At 74.6% G+C, this 19,572-nt stretch carries 17 protein-coding genes; 5 read left to right on the top strand and 12 right to left on the bottom strand.

What is annotated here, in order from left to right:
- Positions 1-7 precede the first annotated feature (7 nt).
- Both ACFC2L_RS17835 and ACFC2L_RS17830 read right to left on the bottom strand, forming a co-directional pair.
- The gene (locus ACFC2L_RS17835) at positions 8-1,282 is read right to left on the bottom strand and encodes an HRDC domain-containing protein (protein ID WP_375825681.1); all 1,275 of its coding nucleotides are present in this window, start codon (positions 1,280-1,282) and stop codon (positions 8-10) included.
- The gene (locus ACFC2L_RS17830) at positions 1,279-1,902 is read right to left on the bottom strand and encodes a DUF3000 domain-containing protein (protein ID WP_375825680.1); all 624 of its coding nucleotides are present in this window, start codon (positions 1,900-1,902) and stop codon (positions 1,279-1,281) included. The genes ACFC2L_RS17835 and ACFC2L_RS17830 overlap by 4 nt, the downstream gene beginning before the upstream one ends.
- Before the next feature lie 265 nt (positions 1,903-2,167).
- Between ACFC2L_RS17830 and gndA the strand changes: the two genes are divergently transcribed.
- Both gndA and ACFC2L_RS17820 read left to right on the top strand, forming a co-directional pair.
- Complete coding sequence (gndA, locus tag ACFC2L_RS17825; protein ID WP_087471924.1) at positions 2,168-3,604, top strand: NADP-dependent phosphogluconate dehydrogenase; 1,437 nt, start codon at positions 2,168-2,170, stop codon at positions 3,602-3,604.
- Positions 3,605-3,803: 199 nt separating this feature from the next.
- Complete coding sequence (locus ACFC2L_RS17820) at positions 3,804-4,967, top strand: DegT/DnrJ/EryC1/StrS family aminotransferase (protein ID WP_375825679.1); 1,164 nt, start codon at positions 3,804-3,806, stop codon at positions 4,965-4,967.
- Between the two features lie 101 nt (positions 4,968-5,068).
- Here ACFC2L_RS17820 and ACFC2L_RS17815 read toward each other — a convergent pair whose 3' ends face one another.
- The 3 genes from ACFC2L_RS17815 to ACFC2L_RS17805 are packed head-to-tail and all read right to left on the bottom strand — an operon-like array spanning position 5,069 to position 7,626.
- Positions 5,069-6,301 (bottom strand): hypothetical protein, encoded by a 1,233-nt coding sequence (locus tag ACFC2L_RS17815; protein ID WP_375825678.1) that lies wholly within the window; start codon positions 6,299-6,301, stop codon positions 5,069-5,071.
- Positions 6,302-6,349: 48 nt separating this feature from the next.
- A complete protein-coding gene (locus ACFC2L_RS17810; RefSeq protein ID WP_375825677.1) occupies positions 6,350-7,033 on the bottom strand; it encodes an HAD family hydrolase in 684 nt (227 codons plus the stop codon).
- Between the two features lie 5 nt (positions 7,034-7,038).
- Positions 7,039-7,626, bottom strand: a complete 588-nt coding sequence (locus tag ACFC2L_RS17805; protein WP_375825676.1) for a GNAT family N-acetyltransferase — start codon at positions 7,624-7,626, stop codon at positions 7,039-7,041.
- 72 nt (positions 7,627-7,698) lie between these two features.
- Here ACFC2L_RS17805 and ACFC2L_RS17800 point away from each other — a divergent pair, with 72 nt between their 5' ends.
- Positions 7,699-8,439 (top strand): aspartate/glutamate racemase family protein, encoded by a 741-nt coding sequence (locus ACFC2L_RS17800; protein ID WP_375825675.1) that lies wholly within the window; start codon positions 7,699-7,701, stop codon positions 8,437-8,439.
- 58 nt (positions 8,440-8,497) lie between these two features.
- On the opposite strand, the gene ACFC2L_RS17795 is transcribed toward ACFC2L_RS17800, so the two are convergent.
- Both ACFC2L_RS17795 and ACFC2L_RS17790 read right to left on the bottom strand, forming a co-directional pair.
- On the bottom strand, positions 8,498-8,983 hold the full coding sequence (locus ACFC2L_RS17795; protein ID WP_375825674.1) for a hypothetical protein: 486 nt from the start codon (positions 8,981-8,983) through the stop codon (positions 8,498-8,500).
- Positions 8,984-8,988: 5 nt separating this feature from the next.
- Positions 8,989-9,840 carry a dihydrofolate reductase family protein gene (locus ACFC2L_RS17790; protein ID WP_375825673.1) on the bottom strand — a complete coding sequence of 284 codons (852 nt, stop codon included), beginning with the start codon at positions 9,838-9,840 and terminating at the stop codon, positions 8,989-8,991.
- A 37-nt stretch (positions 9,841-9,877) separates the two neighbouring features.
- Here ACFC2L_RS17790 and zapE point away from each other — a divergent pair, with 37 nt between their 5' ends.
- Entirely contained in the window at positions 9,878-11,005 is a 1,128-nt protein-coding gene (gene zapE / locus ACFC2L_RS17785; protein ID WP_375825672.1) for a cell division protein ZapE, read from the top strand.
- 36 nt (positions 11,006-11,041) lie between these two features.
- Here zapE and ACFC2L_RS17780 read toward each other — a convergent pair whose 3' ends face one another.
- The 4 genes from ACFC2L_RS17780 to glgX all read right to left on the bottom strand — a co-directional run bounded on the left by ACFC2L_RS17780 (position 11,042) and on the right by glgX (position 18,721).
- Positions 11,042-11,962, bottom strand: a complete 921-nt coding sequence (locus tag ACFC2L_RS17780) for a PPK2 family polyphosphate kinase (RefSeq protein WP_375825671.1) — start codon at positions 11,960-11,962, stop codon at positions 11,042-11,044.
- 14 nt (positions 11,963-11,976) lie between these two features.
- Positions 11,977-13,815: a malto-oligosyltrehalose trehalohydrolase gene (gene treZ / locus ACFC2L_RS17775; RefSeq protein ID WP_375825726.1), complete on the bottom strand. Its 1,839-nt coding sequence runs from the start codon at positions 13,813-13,815 to the stop codon at positions 11,977-11,979.
- Between the two features lie 68 nt (positions 13,816-13,883).
- The gene (gene treY, locus ACFC2L_RS17770; RefSeq protein WP_375825670.1) at positions 13,884-16,529 is read right to left on the bottom strand and encodes a malto-oligosyltrehalose synthase; all 2,646 of its coding nucleotides are present in this window, start codon (positions 16,527-16,529) and stop codon (positions 13,884-13,886) included.
- Positions 16,526-18,721 carry a glycogen debranching protein GlgX gene (gene glgX, locus ACFC2L_RS17765; protein ID WP_375825669.1) on the bottom strand — a complete coding sequence of 732 codons (2,196 nt, stop codon included), beginning with the start codon at positions 18,719-18,721 and terminating at the stop codon, positions 16,526-16,528. The genes treY and glgX overlap by 4 nt, the downstream gene beginning before the upstream one ends.
- Positions 18,722-18,926: 205 nt before the next feature.
- Here glgX and ACFC2L_RS17760 point away from each other — a divergent pair, with 205 nt between their 5' ends.
- On the top strand, positions 18,927-19,142 hold the full coding sequence (locus ACFC2L_RS17760) for a hypothetical protein (RefSeq protein WP_087471935.1): 216 nt from the start codon (positions 18,927-18,929) through the stop codon (positions 19,140-19,142).
- 7 nt (positions 19,143-19,149) lie between these two features.
- On the opposite strand, the gene ACFC2L_RS17755 is transcribed toward ACFC2L_RS17760, so the two are convergent.
- A complete protein-coding gene (locus ACFC2L_RS17755; protein ID WP_375825668.1) occupies positions 19,150-19,467 on the bottom strand; it encodes a hypothetical protein in 318 nt (105 codons plus the stop codon).
- Between the last annotated feature and the right edge of the window lie 105 nt (positions 19,468-19,572).

The following is a 19,572-nucleotide window of genomic DNA, read 5'->3' as shown; positions in this document are numbered from 1 at the left end:
CCGCTCGCTACGCCCGCCCGATGCTCGCGAACGCCTGCGCGAGGGGCTCGGCGACGAGCGCCACCTGCCAGTCGCGCGCGCCGCGCCCGTGCAGGAACGCGGCGATCCCCGCCGCATCGAGCGGGTCCGGCGGCGTCCAGCACAGGCGCCGCAGCGCGTCGGGCTGGAGCACGTTCTCCACCGGGAGCGCGAACCGTTCCGAGATCCCCTGCACGACGCCGCGCGCCGCTTCGAGGCGGGCCGCGGCGCCGGGGTCGCGGTCGGCCCACGCGCGCGGCGGCGGTGGGGCGTCCGTGCGCGGCCCCCGTGTCGTGGGGAGGGCGCTCGCGGGCAGCGCGAGCGCGGCGTCGATCGCGCGCTGCCAGTACGCCGCCCGGCGGCGTGTGCCCTTGCCCGCGAACGGGGGGAGCTCGACGAGCTGGCCGGCCGTGCGGGGCAGCGCCTCGGCGGCGGCGACGATCGCGCGGTCGGGCAGCACGCGGCCGGGCGCGATGTCCCGCGCGCGAGCGGTCGCGTCGCGGGCCTCCCACAGGCTCCGCACGACCGCCAGCCGACGCGGGTCGCGCAGCGTGTGCGTGCCGGACGTGCGCCGCCACGGCTCGGGGCGCGGCGGCGGCGGACCGGCGGTCCGCACCGCCTCGAACTCTTCCGCCGCCCAGCCGGCCTTGCCCGCCTCCTCGAGCCGCTCGCCGAGGGCCCGGCGCAGCGGGACGAGCACCTCGACGTCGAGCGCGGCGTACCGCAGCCAGTCGTCCGGGAGCGGGCGGGTCGACCAGTCGACCGCCGAGTGCTCCTTCGCGAGGCCGAGGCCGAGCACGTCCGCGACGACGGCCGCGAGGCCGACGCGCTCCATGCCGAGCAGGCGGGCCGCGAGCTCGGTGTCGAACACGCTCGCGGGGACCACGCCGTGCTCGGCGAGGCCCGGCAGGTCCTGGGACGCGGCGTGCAGCACCCACTCCGCGTCCCCGACCGCCTCGCGCAGCGGCGACAGGTCGGGCACGGCGACGGGGTCGACGAGCGCCGTCCCTGCACCCTCGCGACGGACCTGGACGAGGTAGGTGCGCTGACCGTAGCGGTAGCCCGAGGCGCGCTCCGCGTCGGCGGCGACCGGGCCGCTCGCGGCGGCGAACGCGTCGACGACGCGCGCGAACGCGGCAGGGGTGTCCACGACGCGGCCGAGCCCGTCGGACGGCTCGGTGAGCGGCGTGACGACGGTCTGCTGTGTGCCGGTCGCGGGGGTCGGGTCGAGCGGCGGGGGTGCGGGTGCTGCGGTCGAGCTCATGGGTTCACGGTATTGCGTCGGGCGGGGGGTCGAGCACCGAGGGGCGTGACGCCGTCGGGCAGGGGAGGTAGCCCGGCTGCCGTGCACAGCAGCTGCGCCCAGGCCGCGAGGTGGTCGCCGAGGTCCGCCGGACCGGTGGGGCCCGCGGGCACGGGGGTCCACGACGCGCGCATCTCCAGCTCGACGTCGTTGTCCTTCCCGGCGAGCGCGCCGAAGCTCTGCGACAGCACGCGCGTCACCGTGCCGCCCTCCGCGCGCACGGCCGCACCGGTGTCGTGGAGCGCGTCCTCGAGCCAGGTCCACGCGACCTCGGCGAGCATCTCCTCGGACGCCATCTCCGGCTCCAGCGTCGCGCGCACCATCGTCACCACGCGGAAGCTGCCCTGCCACGCCTCCTGCCCCGCGGGGTCGTGAAGCACGATGAACCGCCCCGACGCGAGGTCGGGGTCGTCGGCGCGCGGGGCCTCGACCTCGCCCGTGAGCGCGACCGACCACGGCGCGATCCGGCGGGGGGCAGGGACCTCGCGCAGCGTCACCTCGGGTCGCAGCCGCCGCGCGCCGAGGGCGTCGAGGACGGCACGGAACTCCGGGGGAGCGTCGGTCCCGTGAGCGGTGATCACCCTCGGCACACTACGAGCCGACCGGACGAACCGGACGCACGCCGCGCGGCTGTCATCGAATCGTGATCCCGACTTCGTCAAGAACGCTGCGGGTGACCGGATCGTGGCCCCTCGGGAGCGGTGCGGCGCACGAGGACTAGGCTGGCGGCGTATCCATCACCGGTGCACCCGGCCGCGCGCCCGCGCCCGGCCTGGAACGGCTCCGCGCCCTCCCCGCGCGCAGCCGTCGTGCGCCGGGACCGACCCTCGAGGAGCAGGGAAGCAGATGTCAGCACGCGCACAGATCGGTGTGACCGGACTCGCCGTCATGGGTCGCAACCTGGCCCGCAACTTCGCCCGGCACGGCTACACGGTCGCGGTGCACAACCGCTCGTACGCCAAGACCGAGTCCCTGATCGCCGAGGCGGGCAGCGAGGGCGACTTCGTCCCGTCCGAGTCGATGGCCGACTTCGTCGCCTCGCTCGAGCGTCCGCGCAAGGTCGTCATCATGGTCAAGGCGGGCGCGGCCACCGACGCCGTCATCGACGAGCTCGTGCCGCTGCTGGAGGAGGGCGACATCGTCGTCGACGCCGGCAACGCGCACTTCCCGGACACGATCCGCCGGGAGAAGGCGCTCGCGGCGCAGGGCCTGCACTTCGTCGGCACCGGCGTCTCGGGCGGCGAGGAAGGTGCGCTCAACGGCCCGTCGATCATGCCCGGCGGCACGCGCGAGTCCTACCAGAGCCTCGGCCCGATCCTCGAGGACATCTCGGCGAAGGTCGACGGCGTGCCGTGCTGCACCTACGTCGGCCCCGACGGCGCCGGCCACTTCGTCAAGATGGTGCACAACGGCATCGAGTACGCCGACATGCAGCTCATCGCCGAGGCGTACGACCTGCTCAAGCAGGGGCTCGGCGCGTCCGCGCAGGAGATCGGCGAGATCTTCGCGCAGTGGAACACGGGCGACCTCGAGTCGTTCCTCATCGAGATCACCGCGGACGTGCTCCAGCACGTGGACGCGGAGACCGGCAAGGCGTTCGTGGACGTCGTGCTCGACCAGGCGGAGCAGAAGGGCACCGGCCGCTGGACGGTGCAGAACGGCCTCGACCTCGGCGTGCCGATCACCGGCATCGCCGAGGCGACGTTCGCCCGCGCGCTGTCCGGCTCGGTCCCGCAGCGCGAGGCGGGCCGCGCCGCGCTGCCCGCCGACGCCGCCGCGTGGGACGTGCAGGACCGCGACGCGTTCGTCGAGGACGTGCGCCTCGCGCTGTACGCGTCGAAGGTCGTCGCGTACTCGCAGGGCTTCGACCAGATCGCGGCCGCGTCCGCCGAGTACGGCTGGGACATCGACCGCGGCGCGATGGCCCGCATCTGGCGCGGCGGCTGCATCATCCGCGCGCGCTTCCTCAACCGCATCACCGAGGCGTACGAGCGCGACGCGCAGCTCCCGCTGCTCCTCGCGGACGAGTACTTCACCGGCGCGGTGGGCAACGGCCTCGCCGCCTGGCGTCGGGTCGTGTCGCAGGCCGCGCTGAACGGGGTCCCCACGCCCGCGTTCTCGTCGTCGCTCGCCTACTACGACGGCGTCCGGGCCGAGCGCCTGCCCGCCGCGCTCATCCAGGCGCAGCGCGACTTCTTCGGCGCGCACACCTACCGCCGCGTCGACAAGGCGGGCACGTTCCACACCGAGTGGTCGGGCGACCGGACCGAGTCCGACGCCTGACGGCTCACCACCGCACGCACCGACGGCGGTCGTCGCGCTCCGGCGCGACGGCCGCCGTCGGTGCGTCCGCCGCTCCCGAGTCGGGCCCGACGCCGCGCGCGGTCCGGGCCCGTCGGGTGACGTGGCAGGCTAGGCCCGGCGGGCCGCTGCGTCGGCCCGACCTCTCTGACCCCCCTGACGCCGGACGACACGGAGAACGATGAGCCGCCACCCGCAGGACGCGACCGCGACGAGGATGCTCGCCGACCGGACGGGCACCGACCCGGCCGACTGGTTCCTCGTCTTCAAGGCCCGCTACGGGATGGAGGTCGTGTTCCGGGCGCTCGCCGAGGTGCGCGGCGCGGGCGAGGTGGTCACCCAGGTGTTCACGTGCTCGACGGCCGTCGACCCCGTCCTCGTCGCAGGCCTGCGGCCCGTCTACGCCGAGGTGTCCCCGGCGACCGTCGCGATCGACCCCGACCGGCTCGCGGTCGGGCCGGACACGCGCGCCGTCGTGCTGCAGAACACGTTCGGCATCGTCGACGACGCGGCCGCGCTCCGGCTGCGCGCCGCGGCGCGCTCGGTCGGGGCGCTCCTCGTGGAGGACAGCGCGCACTGCGTCACGCGCCTCGCGCGCGACGCCGACGGGTCGCCGGTCGCGGACGTCTCGTTCCACTCGTTCGGCGTGGAGAAGATGCTGCCGACGCGGTTCGGCGGTGCCGTGTGGGTGAGCCCGGCGCTCGACCCGGCGCTGCGTGCCGCGATCGTGTCCGCGCTCGACGCGCTGCCGGTCGTCGGGGCCCGGCTCGACCTCGCCGCGCGCAGCTTCCGCACGCAGGTCCGCGTGCTCAACCGCCTCCCGGGCGGGGCGGCGGGCAAGGTCCGCGGCGCGCTCACCGCCGTCGGAGCGTACGAGCCGGCGATCGCGCCCGTGGAGAACCGGGGCGGCCTCGCGCACCCGCCGCAGCGGCCGTCGTCGTGGGTCACCGGCCGGATGGTCGACGCGCTGCGGTCGAGCGGCGACGTCGAGGCGCGTCGCGCGGACACCGTCGCGGAGTACGTGCGCGGGCTGTCCGACGTCGTCGAGGTGCCGGCGGGGGTCGGCGAGCGCGCGCCGCTCGTCCGGTTCCCGTTCTTCGCGCCCGACGCGGCGACCGCCGACCGGCTCGTGCGGGAGCTCACCGTCGCCGGGTTCTACGTCGGCAAGTGGTACCGCCCCGCGCTGTTCCCTGGCCCGGACGACCCGACGGTCTACGGGTACACGCCCGGCGACCCCGCGCTCGCGACGACGGAGGACCTCGTGGCCCGCGTCGTCAACCTCCCGACCACGGTGGGAGCCGCGACGGCGCGCCGCATCGTCGAGGCCGTGCGCTCCGCACTGTGAACCCCTGACCCCCTCGACCAGGCGATCCCGGCCGGCCGAACAGGCGATCCCTGCGCGTCAGTGACACGGGACGCGCCGAGACCGCCTGGTCGACGGGAGCATCATGCCGACGGGCGGGAGCGCGCGAACTTCACGTAGTCGAGCGTGTGGCGCAGGTCGACGCGCCACACGTCGAGGCGGCGGCGCAGGCTCCTGTCGGGCGCGTAGCGCAGCGTGTGCCACACGCCGTGCTTGCGGGCCTTCTTCACGCGGTGGCGCAGCGACACCGGCACGAGGGCGCGCACGACGGGGTAGGGCACGTTCACCCACAGGCGCGCCTCCGACGTGACCTGCTCGGGGAGCTCGCGCCCGTGCACCAGGTCCTCGACGTAGCAGCGGGCGAGGTTGCCGCCCGCCGCCATCGTGTAGAAGCTCGCCGCGCCCTGGCGCAGGTTGACCTCGAGGATCTTGCTCGTGCCCGTGCGGCGGTCGTACATGACGTCGAGGTTCGCGGCGCCGACGTAGCCGAGGCTGTCGAGCAGGTGCCGGACCGACTCGGTGAGCTTGTCGTCCTTCATCGTCACGACGGCGTTGTAGTTCCCGACGAGCTTCGGGTCGTACTCGCCGAGCACGATCTGCGCCGCGGAGAGGAACCGCAGGCGGCCGTGCCGGTCGGAGTACGTGTTGACCACGCGCATGACCGACTCGTCGCCCGCGAGGTACTCCTGGACGATGAGGTCGTCCGTGTACCCCGCGGCGTAGATGCGGCGCCCGACGTCGCGCAGCTCGGCCGCGTCCTGGACCAGGTAGACCTTCTTCTTGCCCTCGAACCGCAGGCGCGGGTACGTGTCCGTGTCCGACGGCTTGAGGATGAGCGGGTAGGGGAACGGCAGGTTCTCGCCGAAGCCCGGCGCGTCGACGTCCGCCGCCGTCGCGATCACCGTCTCCGGGTGCGGCACGCCCAGCTCCGCGCAGGTGCGGTAGAAGTCCGTCTTGTTCATGAGGCGCGCGGCCAGCTCCTGGCCGACGAGCGGGATGACGTACAGGTCCTCGAGCTCGGCGCGGTGCGCGATCACGACGTTCGTGTAGAACTCGATGTTCGCGACGAGCAGGCGCTTGCGGCCCGGGAACTCCTCGGCGAGCTCGCGCAGGACCGCGACGATGCGCTCCGGGTCGTCGAAGTCGCGGTAGGTGCGCACGTCGACGATGCGGGAGTCCGCCGTCTCGCGCAGCGGGAAGCGGCCCAGGGCCAGCGTGCGGACGCCGTACGCCTCGTGCAACGACCTCGCGATGTTGTAGGTGTTGAGGTTGGTCCCCAGGACGATGGGGAGGAACTCGGCGTTGCCGTACGTCATCGCGGAGGGTCGTCCGTTTCTCTGTGTGGTCGGCGGGCGTCCGCCATCCTACGGGCCGGGTACGGCCGCGCCCGGGTTGCCGTAACTCGCGACGCCCTCGCCCGCGGCGCCCTGACCGGCCTGGATGGCGACGCCGTGCCCGGCCAACGTGCGCACGAGCTCGTCGTGGCCGCGCGAGACGTCCCAGTGCACCCCGACCATGCCGGCGGCGCGCGCGCCCTCGACGTTGCGCGCGGTGTCGTCGACGAACAGCACCTCGTCCGGGTCCGCGCCGATGCGCCGGGCCGCCTCGACGAAGAACCGCGGGTCGGGCTTGGCGATCCCGAGCTCGCACGAGTACCAGCTCGTGTCGAACTCCGCGTCGTAGCCGAGGGTCTGGCGCATGAACGACACGCGCCGGCTCTCCTGGTTGGTGCCGAGGTGCACGCCGTAGCCGCTCGCCCGCAGCCCGCGCACGAGGTCGAACGACGCGTCGACGACCTCGAGCGCGTCGAACCAGATCGCGCGGTAGACGTCCTCCGCCGGCTCCGTCACGCCGTAGCGCTCGAGCCCCGCGGCGAGGACCGGGAGATAGTCGCCGTCGCCGACCAGCATGGGCAGCTCCTCGCTCCACGTCTCGAGCAGGAACTCCCGGGTCCGGTCGCCGAGGTAGGGCTCGACCGCCGCATACCAGCCCTCGGGGATGTGCTGGAGCACGCCGTCGGCGTCGAACAGGACGTGACGCAGTGTCATGCCAGTCACCCTAGCGACGCCTCGGGCGCGATCCGCGCGTGGGTGTGCATGTCGTGCCACCCGTCGGCGTGCAGCACGGCCGAGCGCCGGACCCCTTCCGCGGCGTAGCCCGCCGAGGCGGCCGCGCGGCACGACGGTGCGTTGTCGACCGAGTGCTCGAGCCACAGTCGGTGGAAGCCGGCGCCGAAGGCCCATCGCGTCGCGGTGCGTAGCGCGCGCGGCGCGACCCCCTGGCCGCGGGCCGTCGGCACCGTCCAGTAGGCGACCTCGGCGCTCCCGTCCTGCAGCGACACGTCGCGCAGCGCGACGCGCCCGCAGAGCGTGCCCTCCTGGTCGACGACGGCCCACGAGGCGCCGGCCGCCTCGCCCCAGCGCGCCGCCCACCCGAGCGCGACGTCGCGCGCCTCGTCGTCGGTCGTGAGCGACCGGACGTGCCACCGCCGGACCGCCGGGTCGTCGTACACCTCGCGCAGCGCGGGGGCGTCGTCACCGGTCCACGGGCGCAGCCGCAGGCCGTCGCCGGTGTCGAGCACGGGCTGCGGCACGGCGAAGGCGCGCGGGTCGACCGCCGGTCCGGCGAGCATCGGAGCCATGGGCACAGCATGGCGGGGTCGGCGCGGGGGCCGAGGGGGTGTCCGGGACGTGGGCCGCCGTAGGATCCACGGGTGACCTCGCGACCGGACCAGGACCACGCCCAGCCCCTCGTCGGAGTGCTCGGAGGGGTCGGGCCGCTCGCCACGGCGTACTTCCTCCAGCTCCTCGTCGAGCTCACGGAGGCGGAGCGCGACCAGGACCACGTGGACGCCGTCGTGCTCAACCACGCGACGATCCCCGACCGCACGGCGTTCATCCTCGGCCGCTCGGACGCGGACCCGGGCCCGGTGCTCGCGCGCGACGCGGAACGGCTCGAGCGCTTCGGGGCGGACTTCCTCGTGATGCCGTGCAACACGGCGCACTACTTCACCCAGCAGGTGCTCGACGCGATCAGCGTCCCGTTCGTGTCCATCATCGACACGACGGTCGACGCGGCCCGGTCGCGGGTCGCGGACCTGCGCGCGGTGGGTCTGCTCGCGACGGCGGGGACCGCGGCGTCGGGCGTCTACCAGGACGCCTTCGCGCGTCACGGCGTCGACGCGCTCGTCCCGGACGAGGCCGACCAGGCGCTCGTCTCGCAGATCATCTACGAGCAGGTCAAGGCCGGCCGGCCGGTCGACATCGAGACGTTCCGCGCCGTCGCGGGCCGGCTCGTCGAGCGGGGTGCCCAGGTGATCGTGCTGGGCTGCACGGAGCTGTCGGTCGTCGCCGTCGACCACGACCTGCTCGCCGACCCGCTCTACCTCGACTCGACCGACCAGCTCGCGCGCGCGACCATCCGCCGCGCAGGGCACCGCGTCCGCGGGGCCTGACCAGGCCCCTCCCTCGACGGACCGGGCCTCTGCCTCGGCAGAGAGGCTCGACGCCGGGTCAGCCCAGCTCGCTCGTGCCCGAGTACAGGTGCAGCACGGGGACGTGGAGCTCCTCGCGCGCGCGGGAAGCCCAGTCGGTGTGGAACGTGTCCTCGACCGCGTGCGGGTAGGTCACGACGACGATCTCGCGCACGCCGTCCGCGGCGACGGCCTTGTGCAGCGCGGGCAGCGGGTCGTCGTCGACGACCGAGCCGTCGGCCTCGCGCCCCGCCGCGCGCAGCTCCGCGACGCTGCGCTCGAGCTGCTCGCCCGCCGTCACCGTCGCCTGGACCGGCGAGGGCTCGCGACCGAGGACCTCGTCCCACGCCTCCTTGAGCTCGCCCACGCTGAGGTGGTCGATGATCCCGGAGATCACGTTGCGCTCCGTGTCCGCGGGCACGAGCACCCGGTAGGCGAGCTGCTCGTCCTCGTGCAGCGACAGGATGTGCTGCACGTCGGCCGGGTTCAGCGTGTCTTCGGTCAGGACGAGGATCGTGTCGGTCACGCGGATCAGCCTATCGGCAGGAGCCAGCGCGCGGCGGTCGTACCGGCGGGGGAGCCGGGCCGGTCCTCGGGGCTGTGCAGCAGGTGCGCGAGGCGCGCGCCCCGGGGCGGGAGCGCGGTCGTGCCCGACGGCGCCGCCCCGGCCACGATCCGGCCGGGCCCCTGCCCGACGACGGTCGGCGTCGTGGTGACGCACAGCTCGTCGACCAGGTCCGCCGCGAGCAGGTCGCCCAGGAGCGTCGGCCCGCCCTCGGTGAGCACGCGGGCCAGGCCGCGGTCGGCGAGCGCGGCGAGCCCCGCGGCGAGGTCGACGGCGGCGTCCGGCCCGGGCGAGGTGCCCTCCGCGTCGTGCCCGACGACGAGCACCCGGTCTGCGGGCACGGCGCCCCTCGCCGCGGCCGCCCCGGCGGGGCCGGTGAGCACGAAGGGCGCACGGTCGCCGCGGGCGAGCGCCTCGGGGACTCGGCCGGTCCGGGTGACGATCGCGAGCTCGAGCGGCGCGTCGTGCAGGTGTCGTAGACCGCGCGGCCGGTCGAGCGCGGTGTATCCCTCCGCGCGGGCGGTCCCTGCACCGACCAGGACGACGTCGGCCAGCGCGCGCAGGACGCGGAAGACGCGCCAGTCCGCGTCGTCGTTGATCGACCCCGAGCGGTGGTCCGGGCCCCACGCCGCGCCGTCGACGCTCGCGACCATGTTGGCGCGCACGACGTGCGACCCGCGTGCGGGCGGGCCGTACGCGTAGAGCGCCGCGAGGCGCTCCTCGCGCGCGTCGGGCGGCAGGTGCTCCGCGGCGGGGAGCAGGACGTCGAGCGGGGGCAGGTCGGTGCGCCCGGCCGGGGTCGCCGTGGTGGAGGTCACAGCGGCCAGGTTAGCCGCAGGCGTAGGCTGGATCCTCGTGACTGCGCCCGTCGCCGGCGGCAACTCGGCCCCGGCAGCCCTCCCCGGCACCGCCCGCGCGTCGGCCCCCGACGCGACCCTCGACGTGCCCGGACGCACGCGCGCCCTCGCCGACGTCCGCCCGTCCGTCCCGCCCGCACGCCTGCTGGCCGACCTCCTGCCGCCGCGGCACTTCGCCGACGCCCGCTTCTCGACCTACCGCGCGAACCCCGCGTACCCGAGCCAGGCGCGCACCGTCGCGCGGCTCGAGGAGGTCGCGGCCGCCGTCGTGAAGCCCGCGCGCAAGGGGCTCTTCGGCGGCCGCAAGCAGACCGCGCCCGCGGTGTACATGGACGGCGGCTTCGGCGTCGGCAAGACCCACCTCCTCACGTCCCTCGCGCACGCCGTCGGCCTCGACGCGAGCGCCTACGGCACGTTCGTCGAGTACACGAACCTGGTGGGCGCGCTCGGCTTCCAGGCGACGGTGGACGCGCTCGCGACGAAGAAGCTCGTGTGCATCGACGAGTTCGAGCTCGACGACCCGGGGGACACCGTGCTCATGTCGCGCCTCCTGCGCGAGCTCGCCGACCGCGGCGTCGCGCTCGCGGCGACGTCGAACACGCTGCCCGAGGCGCTCGGCGAGGGCCGCTTCGCGGCCGAGGACTTCCTGCGCGAGATCCAGGCGCTCGCGGCCCGGTTCGAGGTGCTGCGCGTCGACGGCGAGGACTACCGCCACCGTGCGGTGGTCACCGACTCGGCCCCGCTGCCCGAGGACGCGGTGCGGGCCGCGGCGGTGGGCCGCCCCGGCACGACGCTCGACGCGTTCGACGACCTGCTGGCGCACCTCTCGCACGTGCACCCCAGCCGCTACCGTGCGCTGCTCGACGGCGTCGAGGTCGTCGCGCTCACCGGCGTGCACACCGTGACCGAGCAGTCCGCCGCCCTGCGCCTCGTCGTCCTCGTCGACCGCCTCTACGACCGCGACGTGCCCGTGCTGCTCGCCGGGTCGGGCGACTACACGGGGGAGCGGAGCCTGTTCACGGAGGAGATGCTGCGCGGCGGGTACCGCAAGAAGTACTACCGCGCGCTCTCGCGCCTCGGCGCGCTCGCCGAGGACGGCCGCGCGGTCGCGCGCGCCTCCGCCTGACGGCAGGCCCGAGCGGCACGTCGCCGTCCGGGCGGCTCATGTCGCGGCGAGGCGCTCCTTCTCGACCTCGATGTCGAAGTCGGCCGGGGGCCAGCCGAGGTCGAGGCGGCGCAGCGCGTCGAGCAGGAGCTCGCTCACCGCGAGGCGTGCGAACCACTTGCGGTCGGCCGGGACGACGTGCCAGGGCGCGGCCTCGGTGCTCGTCCGGTCGAGGACGGCCTGGTAGGCCTCCTGGTACGCGGGCCACTTCTCGCGCGAGTCCACGTCGTTCGGGTTGTACTTCCAGAACTTGTCCGGGCGCTCGAGGCGCTCCATGAGCCGCGCGCGCTGCTCCTCGTAGGACACGAGCAGCGCGACCTTGACGATGGTCGTGCCCGCCGCGACGACCTTCCCCTCGAACCGGTTGATCTCGTCGTACCGCGCCTCCCAGACCTCGGGCGGCACGAGGCCGTCGACGCGTGCGACGAGCACGTCCTCGTAGTGCGAGCGGTCGAAGACGCCGATGTACCCGGGGTCGGGCAGGGCGCGGCGGATGCGCCAGAGGTAGTGGTGCTTGCGCTCCTCGGGCGTGGGGACGCCGAACGACCGGTGCGCGACGCCCTGCGGGTCGACGAGCCCGACGACGTGCCGCACGATGCCGCCCTTGCCCGCGGTGTCCATGCCCTGCAGGACGAGCAGGACCGAGCGCGACCCGCCCGAGCGGCCCTCCGCGAACAGGCGCTCCTGCAGCTCGGAGAGCTCGTCCGCGTGCCGCGCGACGAGCGCCTGGCCGGCCGCCTTGTCGCCGGCGAACCCCGGCGTGGACCCGCGGTCGAACGCCGCGAGGTCGAAGCCGGCGGGCACGCGCAACGACTCCGTGGGGGCGACCTCCCAGTCGGCGTCGAGCGTCGGCACGGAGCCTGAGCCGGACCCCGAGCCCTTGCCGTGCTTCTTCTTCGCCTTCTTCGTCGTCGACATGGGCGTGAGCGTAGTCACACCCAGGACAGGACCGCGACCGAACGCGCGGGCAGGTCGACGTGGCGTCGGTGCACGCTCGTCGCCGGGTCCCACGCGGCGAGGACGCGCGGCGTGCCGCCGAGCGCGAGCCGGAGCCGCCGGGGCTCCGCACCGAGGTTGACCGCGACCGCGACGGTCCGGCGGTCCACGACGAACGCGGGACCGCCGCGCGGGGCCGAGGTCGCCGCCGGCTCCTCGCCCGAGGCGTCGTCGTCCACGCCCCCGGGGCCGTGCACGCGCACGACCGAGAGGTCGCCCGAGCGGACGTCCGGCCGCGACCGCAGCGCCACCAGCGTCCGGTACCAGGCGAGCAGCCGTGCGTGCTCGCCGCGGTCGCGCTCGGACCAGTCGAGGACGCTCGCGTCGCGGGTCGCCGGGTCCTGCGGGTCGGGCACCGGCGCGCCGTCGCCCCACCCGTGGTCGGCGAACTCCGCCGCCCGCCCGCGCCGGACCGCCTCGGCGAGCTCCGGCTCGGCGTGGTCGGTGAAGAACTGCCACGGCGTCGACGCGCCCCACTCCTCGCCCATGAAGAGCAGCGGGGTGAAGGGCGAGACCAGGACGAGCGCCGCGGCCACGGCGAGCCCGCCGCCGTCGAGCGTGGCCGACGTCCGGTCCCCGAACGCGCGGTTGCCGACCTGGTCGTGGTTCTGGGCGCTCACGACGAACGCGTGCCCGTCGGTCCCCGCCGGGACCGGGTGGCCCCACGTGCGGCCGCGGAAGGTGGAGTACGTGCCGTCGTGCACGAACGCGCCCGTGAGCGCCTTGCGCAGCACCGCGACGGAGCCGAAGTCGACGTAGTAGCCCTGCCGCTCGCCCGTGAGGAGCGCGTGCACGGCGTGGTGGACGTCGTCGGCCCACTGGGCGCGCATGCCGCGCCCGCCCTGCTCGACGCCCGTGACCGTGGCCGGGTCGTTCTCGTCCGACTCCGCGACGAGCGTGAGCGGCCGTCCGACCTCCTGCTCGACGCGGTCGACGCGCCGGGCGAGCTCGGCCAGCAGGTGCGTCGCGGAGTCGTCGACGAGGGCGTGCACGGCGTCGAGGCGCAGCGCGTCCACGTGGAACTCGACGAACCACCGCTCGGCGTTGTCGATCACCCACTCGCGTACCTCCCGGCTGCCCGGCCGGTCGAGGTTCACCGCCGAGCCCCACGGCGTCGTGTGCGCGTCGGTGAAGTACGGGCCGAACTCCGGCAGGTAGTTCCCGGACGGCCCGAGGTGGTTGTAGACGACGTCGAGCACGACCGCGAGACCCCGGGCGTGGGCGGCGTCCACGAACCGCTGCAGGGCGCGCGGGCCCCCGTAGGGCTCGTGCACCGCGTACAGGTGCACGCCGTCGTAGCCCCAGCCCCGCTCGCCGCCGAACGCCGCGACGGGGAGGAGCTCGACCGCGCCGACGCCCAGGTCGACGAGGTGGTCGAGCCGGTCGATCGCGGCGTCGAGCGTGCCCTGCGGCGTGAAGGTGTCCACGTGCAGCTCGTAGACGACCTCGCCCCGCATGTCGCGGCCCGCCCACGCGTCGTCGGTCCACGCGTACGCCGCGTCGAACGTGCGGCTCGGACCGTGCACCCCGTACGGCTGCCACGGGCTGCGCGGGTCCGGGCGCCCCGGGCCGCCGTCGACCGCGAAGCCGTAGTCCGTGCCCCACGGCAGCTCGTGGTCGTAGCCCCACCAGCCGGGCACGTGCGCGCCCACGAGGCGCAGCGGGAGCCGCTGCGCGCCCTCGAACGTCCCGGAGCCCGGCTCCGGCAGGAGCAGCTCGACGCTGCGTGCCGTCGGCGCCCACACGACCGGCCGCGGCCCGGGCACGGCGAGCATGGGGGTCGACCGGGGCGGGGGGACGCGGGTCGTGGGGACACCGGGCACCTGGCTCGTCGGGTCGGTCGTCACGGCGCGTCCCCCGCGGGCTCCCGGGCCTCGCCCGTGCGCGCGACGGCGGCGCCCGCCGCGTCGCCCGGGTCGACGAGGAGCGCGACCGGCAGGTCGGCGAGCAGGTCGGCCACGCGCACCGTGCCGGACGCGTGCTCGCGCCCGGTGAGCACGTCGACCCACGCCCCCGTGCCCTCGGGGAGCGCGACGACGTGGTCGCGCCACCCCCCGAGCCGGTCGACCGTGCCCGCGAGCCGCGTCGCGACGGTCACGACGCGCGCGACGCCCGTCTCCGCGCTGCCCGGGGTGGTGCGCGCGAACGCGAGCGCGCACGGCGTCGACGACGCGACGGGCGCGTACCCGGCGCCGTCGCCCACGAACGCGTCGGCCAGGGCGCGGCGCAGCCGCAGCGCGTGCGCGGTGACGAGCAGCTTCTCGTCCGCGAGCGTGCGGGCGGGCGCCCCGCCGTCGAGCCGCGCGAGCCGTTCGGTCAGCGCCCCGACGTCCACCGGGCGGCGGTTGTCGGGGTCCACGAGGGTCGGCGCGTACGACTCCGCGCCCTGGTACACGTCCGCGACGCCGGGCGCCGTGAGCCGCACGAGCGTGATCCCGAGGCTCGCCGCGCGCAGCTCCTCGTGGTGGTCGCGGGACCACCGGGCGAACGCGCCGGTCACCGCGGGGTCGGCGAGCGCGCGCCGCGCGAGGTCCGCGACGGCCTCCTCGTAGGCGACGTCCGGGCTCGTCCACGACGTCGCGACCTTCGCCTCGCGCAGCGCCTTGCGCAGGTAGTCGACGAGCCGGTCGGGGGCGACCGCCCCGCCCGCAGCCGCGTCGGAGAGGTCGGTCCCGGTGCCGGCGTCGGGCAGCCACGTGCCCGCCACGGTCTGCCACAACAAGTTCTCGGCGAGGCCGTCCACGAGCACCCCGCGGTACGGGGCGGTCGCCGCGCGGACCTCGTCGACGAGCCGTGACCAGCCCGCCGCGTCCTCGGACAGCACCCCGAGCGCCGCGCGCGTGTCCTCGCCGCGCTTGGTGTCGTGCGTCGACCCCGCCGTGAGGGCGTGCGGCGTGAGCGCGGCGAACCGCTGCGCGAAGGCGTGCCAGTCGTGCACACCGAGGCTGAACCGGTCCGGCTCGCCCCCCACCTCGCACAGGCTCACGAGCTCGGTCCACCGGTAGAACGCGGTGTCCTCCACGCCCTTCGCCGTCACCGCGCCGCAGACCTGCTGGAACCGCACCACGAGCTCGTCGCGGCGCGCCTCGCGGCGCCGTCCCGCGCTCCCGACCTCCCGGCCCAGCACCAGGCCGACCACGACGTCGAGCGTCTCCGCGCGCTGGGGGTCGAGCCGGGCGCGAGCGCGCGCGGCGGCCTCCTCGACCGCACGCACCGCCTCGTGCCGCGGCGGGGTGCCCGGCACGACGTACGCCCGGTAGCGGTCGAACGCGACGAGCAGCTCGCGCAGGCACTGGTGCAGGCCGCGCCACGTGTGGTCGCGCAGGCGCGGGTCGTCATGGCAGACGGCGGCCGCGAGGTCGGTCAGGCGGTGCAGCTCCGCGTACAGCGGGCCCGCGACGACCTCGCGCTTCGCCTCCTCGACGAGCGCGCCCAGCCCGCCCGGCGCGGCGCCCGTGAGGCGCGTCATCACCGCGTCCAGACCCGACCGGCCGCCGGGATCGACGAAGAGCTGCTGCAGCCGCCACGCGACGTCGTAGCCCGTCGTCCCGACCGTCGCCCAGTCCGGGGGCACCTGCTCCTCGCCGGCGAGGATCTTCTCCACGACGACCCACGCGCCGTCGGTGCGGTCGGCGAGACGCTGGAGGTACTGCGCCGGGTCGGCGAGGCCGTCCGGGTGGTCGATGCGCAGGCCGTCGACGGTCCCGGACGTGACGAGGTCGAGCACGAGCGCGTGCGTCGCGTCGAGCACCTCCTCGTCCTCGACCCGGACCGCGACGAGCGACCCGACGTCGAAGAAGCGCCGGTAGTTGAGCTCCTCGTCGCCCACGCGCCAGTACGCGAGGCGGTAGTGCTGACGCTCCACCAGCTCGGTGAGGGGCAGGTCCTCCGTGCCCGCCCGCACGGGGAAGACATGGTCGTGGTACCGCAGCACGCGGCGCGGCCCCGGCGACCCGGGGACCTCGACCTCGTCGAGCGCGATCTCGCCCGCCGCGAGCACGTCGCCCAGGCGTGCGCCGAGGACCGGCATGAGCACCGCACCCTCGCCCGCCGACCAGTCGACGTCGAACCACCGGGCGTACGGCGAGTCGGCGCCGTCCTCGAGGACCGACCACAGCGCGTGGTTGTGCCACGCGGGCGTCGGCACCGCCATGTGGTTCGGCACGACGTCGAGCACCAGGCCCAGACCCGCCGCCCGGGCGCTCGCGGCGAGACGCTCCAGGCCGTCGCGCCCGCCGAGCTCGGCGCTGACGCGCGTGTGGTCGACGACGTCGTAGCCGTGCGTCGAGCCGGGCGCGGCCTGGAGCACGGGGGAGAGGTAGAGGTGCGTGACGCCGAGGGAGGCGAGGTACGGGACCTGGCGCGCGGCGTCGTCGAACGTGAGGTCGGGCCCGAGCTGGAGCCGGTACGTCGAGACGGGGACGCGGGGCGGCGTGCCGTGCGCGCCGGTCGCGCCGGCTGCGCCGACGGTGGGGACGGCGGCCGTCATCGCAGCGGCGGGCGGGTCAGGACGATGACGCTGCGGCCCGTCACGGAGACCGTGTCTCCCGGGTGCAGGGCGTCGCCGACGTCGACCGTGCCGTCGGTGTCCAGCACGACGTCCCAGCCCTCCCCGTACCTCGCGGGCGGCACGGTGAACTCCAGCGCGTCGGAGTGCGCGTTGAGCAGCAGGAGGAACGAGTCGTCCACGATCGGCTCGCCGCGCCGGTCCTGCTCGGGGATCGCGTCGCCGTTGAGGAACACCATGACGGTGCGCGCGTACGCGTGGTCCCAGTCCTGCTGGTCCATGCGCGACCCCGTGATGTCGAGCCACTCGATGTCCGGCAGCTCGTCGTCGGCCGTCCCGGAGCCGCCGCGGCCGAGGAAGAAGCGTCGCCGGTGCAGGACCGGGTGGTCGCGCCGCAGCCACACCACGCGACGGGCGAAGTCGAGGAGCGCGGCCCGCTCGTCGTCGAGGCCCTCCTCGCCGCCCCAGTCCATCCACGTGATCGCGTTGTCCTGGCAGTAGCCGTTGTTGTTGCCGCCCTGCGTGCGCGCGATCTCGTCGCCGTGCGCGAGCATCGGCACGCCCTGCGAGAGCAGCAGCGTGGCGAGGAAGTTGCGGCGCTGCCGTGCGCGGAGCGCCCGCACGTCCGGGTCGTCCGTCGGTCCCTCCACGCCGCAGTTCCACGACCGGTTGTGGCTCTCGCCGTCGTTGTTGTCCTCGCCGTTCGCGTCGTTGTGCTTCTCGTTGTACGACACGAGGTCGTTGAGCGTGAAGCCGTCGTGCGCGGTGACGAAGTTGATCGACGCGATGGGCTTGCGGCCGCCGTGCTCGTAGAGGTCGGACGAGCCCGTGAGGCGGCTCGCGAGCTCGGGCAGCGTCGAGGGCTCACCGCGCCAGAAGTCGCGCACGGTGTCCCGGTACTGCCCGTTCCACTCCGTCCACAGCGGCGGGAACCCGCCCACCTGGTAGCCGCCGTCGCCGAGGTCCCACGGCTCGGCGATGAGCTTGACCTGCGAGATCACCGGGTCCTGCTGCACGATGTCGAAGAACGCCGAGAGGCGGTCGACCTCGTGGAACTGCCGCGCCAGCGTCGCCGCGAGGTCGAAGCGGAACCCGTCCACGTGCATCTCCGTCACCCAGTACCGCAGCGAGTCCATGATGAGCTGGAGCACGTGCGGCGAGCGCATGAGCAGCGAGTTGCCCGTGCCGGTGGTGTCGAAGTAGTGAGCCTCGTCGCCGTCGACCAGCCGGTAGTACGCCTTGTTGTCGATGCCGCGGAAGCTCAGCGTCGGACCGAGGTGGTTGCCCTCGGCGGTGTGGTTGTAGACGACGTCGAGGATGACCTCGATGCCCGCCTCGTGCAGCGCCTTGACCATGGTCTTGAACTCCATGACCTGCTGCCCGCGCGTCCCGTACGCCGCGTACCCGTTGTGCGGCGCGAAGAAGCCGATGGTGTTGTAGCCCCAGTAGTTCGACAGCCCCTTCTCGACGAGCGTGGGGTCGTTGACGAACTGGTGCACCGGCATGAGCTCGACCGCGGTCACGCCGAGCGTCACGAGGTGCTCGATCACGGCGGGGTGGGCCATCCCGGCGTAGGTGCCGCGCAGCTCGTCGGGCACGTCGGGGTGGAGCATCGTCATCCCCTTGACGTGCGCCTCGTAGATCACGCTGTCGTGGTAGTCCCGGTTCGGGGGGCGGTCGTGGCCCCAGTCGAAGTACGGGTTGATGACGACCGAGACCATCGTGTGGCCGGCGGAGTCCTCGTCGTTGAGCGGGGGAGCGGTCGCGGGTGCCTCGTCCGTCCCGCCGCCCTCGGGGTCCTCCTCGGGCGGTGCCGCCTCGCCGCCGTCGGCGAAGCGGTAGGAGAACAGGGACTCGTCGCCGTCGACCCGCCCCTCGATCGCCTTCGCGTACGGGTCGAGGAGCAGCTTGGCCGGGTTGCACCGGTGGCCGTTCGCCGGGTCGTACGGCCCGTGCACCCGGTAGCCGTAGCGCGTGCCCGGCCCCTTCCCGGGCAGGTAGACGTGCCAGACGTGCGCGTCGACCTCCTCGAGGTCGACGCGCGTCTCGGTGCCGTCGTCGCCGAGGAGGCAGAGCTCCACGCGCTCCGCGACCTCGGAGAACAGGGCGAAGTTCGTCCCCGTCCCGTCATAGGTGGCGCCCAACGGGTAGGGGTGGCCGGGCCAGGTCTGCATGCCCTCGAGGATTCCACGCCCCCCGGGTCGCTGTCGTCGCAGGAGGCGCCCGACCTCACGTGACAGGGGACACGTGCACAAATAGTGTGCCAAGCGCGCGTCGATCGTGGGTCGGGTCGCGCGGCCGTCTCACCGCGTCAAGCCCTGACCGCGCCGCGCCGCGGACGGTCGTGCATCGCGGCGTCGGACCTGGTAGACCCGTGCCATGAGCACCCACGCAGACCACCGCGACGACCTCAACGAGTCGGACGTCGCCTCCGCACGACTGTCCCCGCGCCGCGAGGAGGAGGGGGAGGCCGTCGGTGACGTGCTGACCGGTGGGGACGCGACCAAGGCCCCGCAGTCGCTGTCGGAGAACGAGCGCCGACCGATCGACGGCGCGTCGTCGGGCACGTCCTGGGACGACCCCGACGAGCTCTGAGCGCCGGTCAGTCCACGCGCGGCAGCCGGTCGGCGTCGACCGGGATGAGCCGCGGCATCCCGGCCGGGGCGACCGCGCTCAGCGCGAGGTAGCGCGCCTCCGCCCGGTGGAGGCGGATGTGCTCGTCGACGGTCCAGTCCGGGCCGTTCGTGAGCGACATGCCGCACGAGCAGTCGATCGTCACCCGCCCGGCCCCCTCCTCGCGGACCTGCCCGATCGTCACGTGCGCCGAGCGCGCGTCCGCCTTCGCGCGGCGCATGCTCGCGCTGACGGGTTCGGGGCGCGTGGCCTCTGGCGACGGGTTCGGGGCGGGTGCGGCACTCACAGGTCCCGAGCCTAGGGCGTGTCCGGTGAATCGCGGAGCCAGAGGATGATCGCGGCGATGGTGAGTTCGGAGCGGTAGTAGGCGGCGCGTTTGGTGAAGCGGGTG

The organism is Cellulosimicrobium sp. NPDC055967, from assembly GCF_042269845.1.
In the GTDB taxonomy this organism is placed as follows: Bacteria; Actinomycetota; Actinomycetes; order Actinomycetales; family Cellulomonadaceae; genus Cellulosimicrobium.
This window is presented reverse-complemented; position numbering and strand designations above follow the sequence as displayed.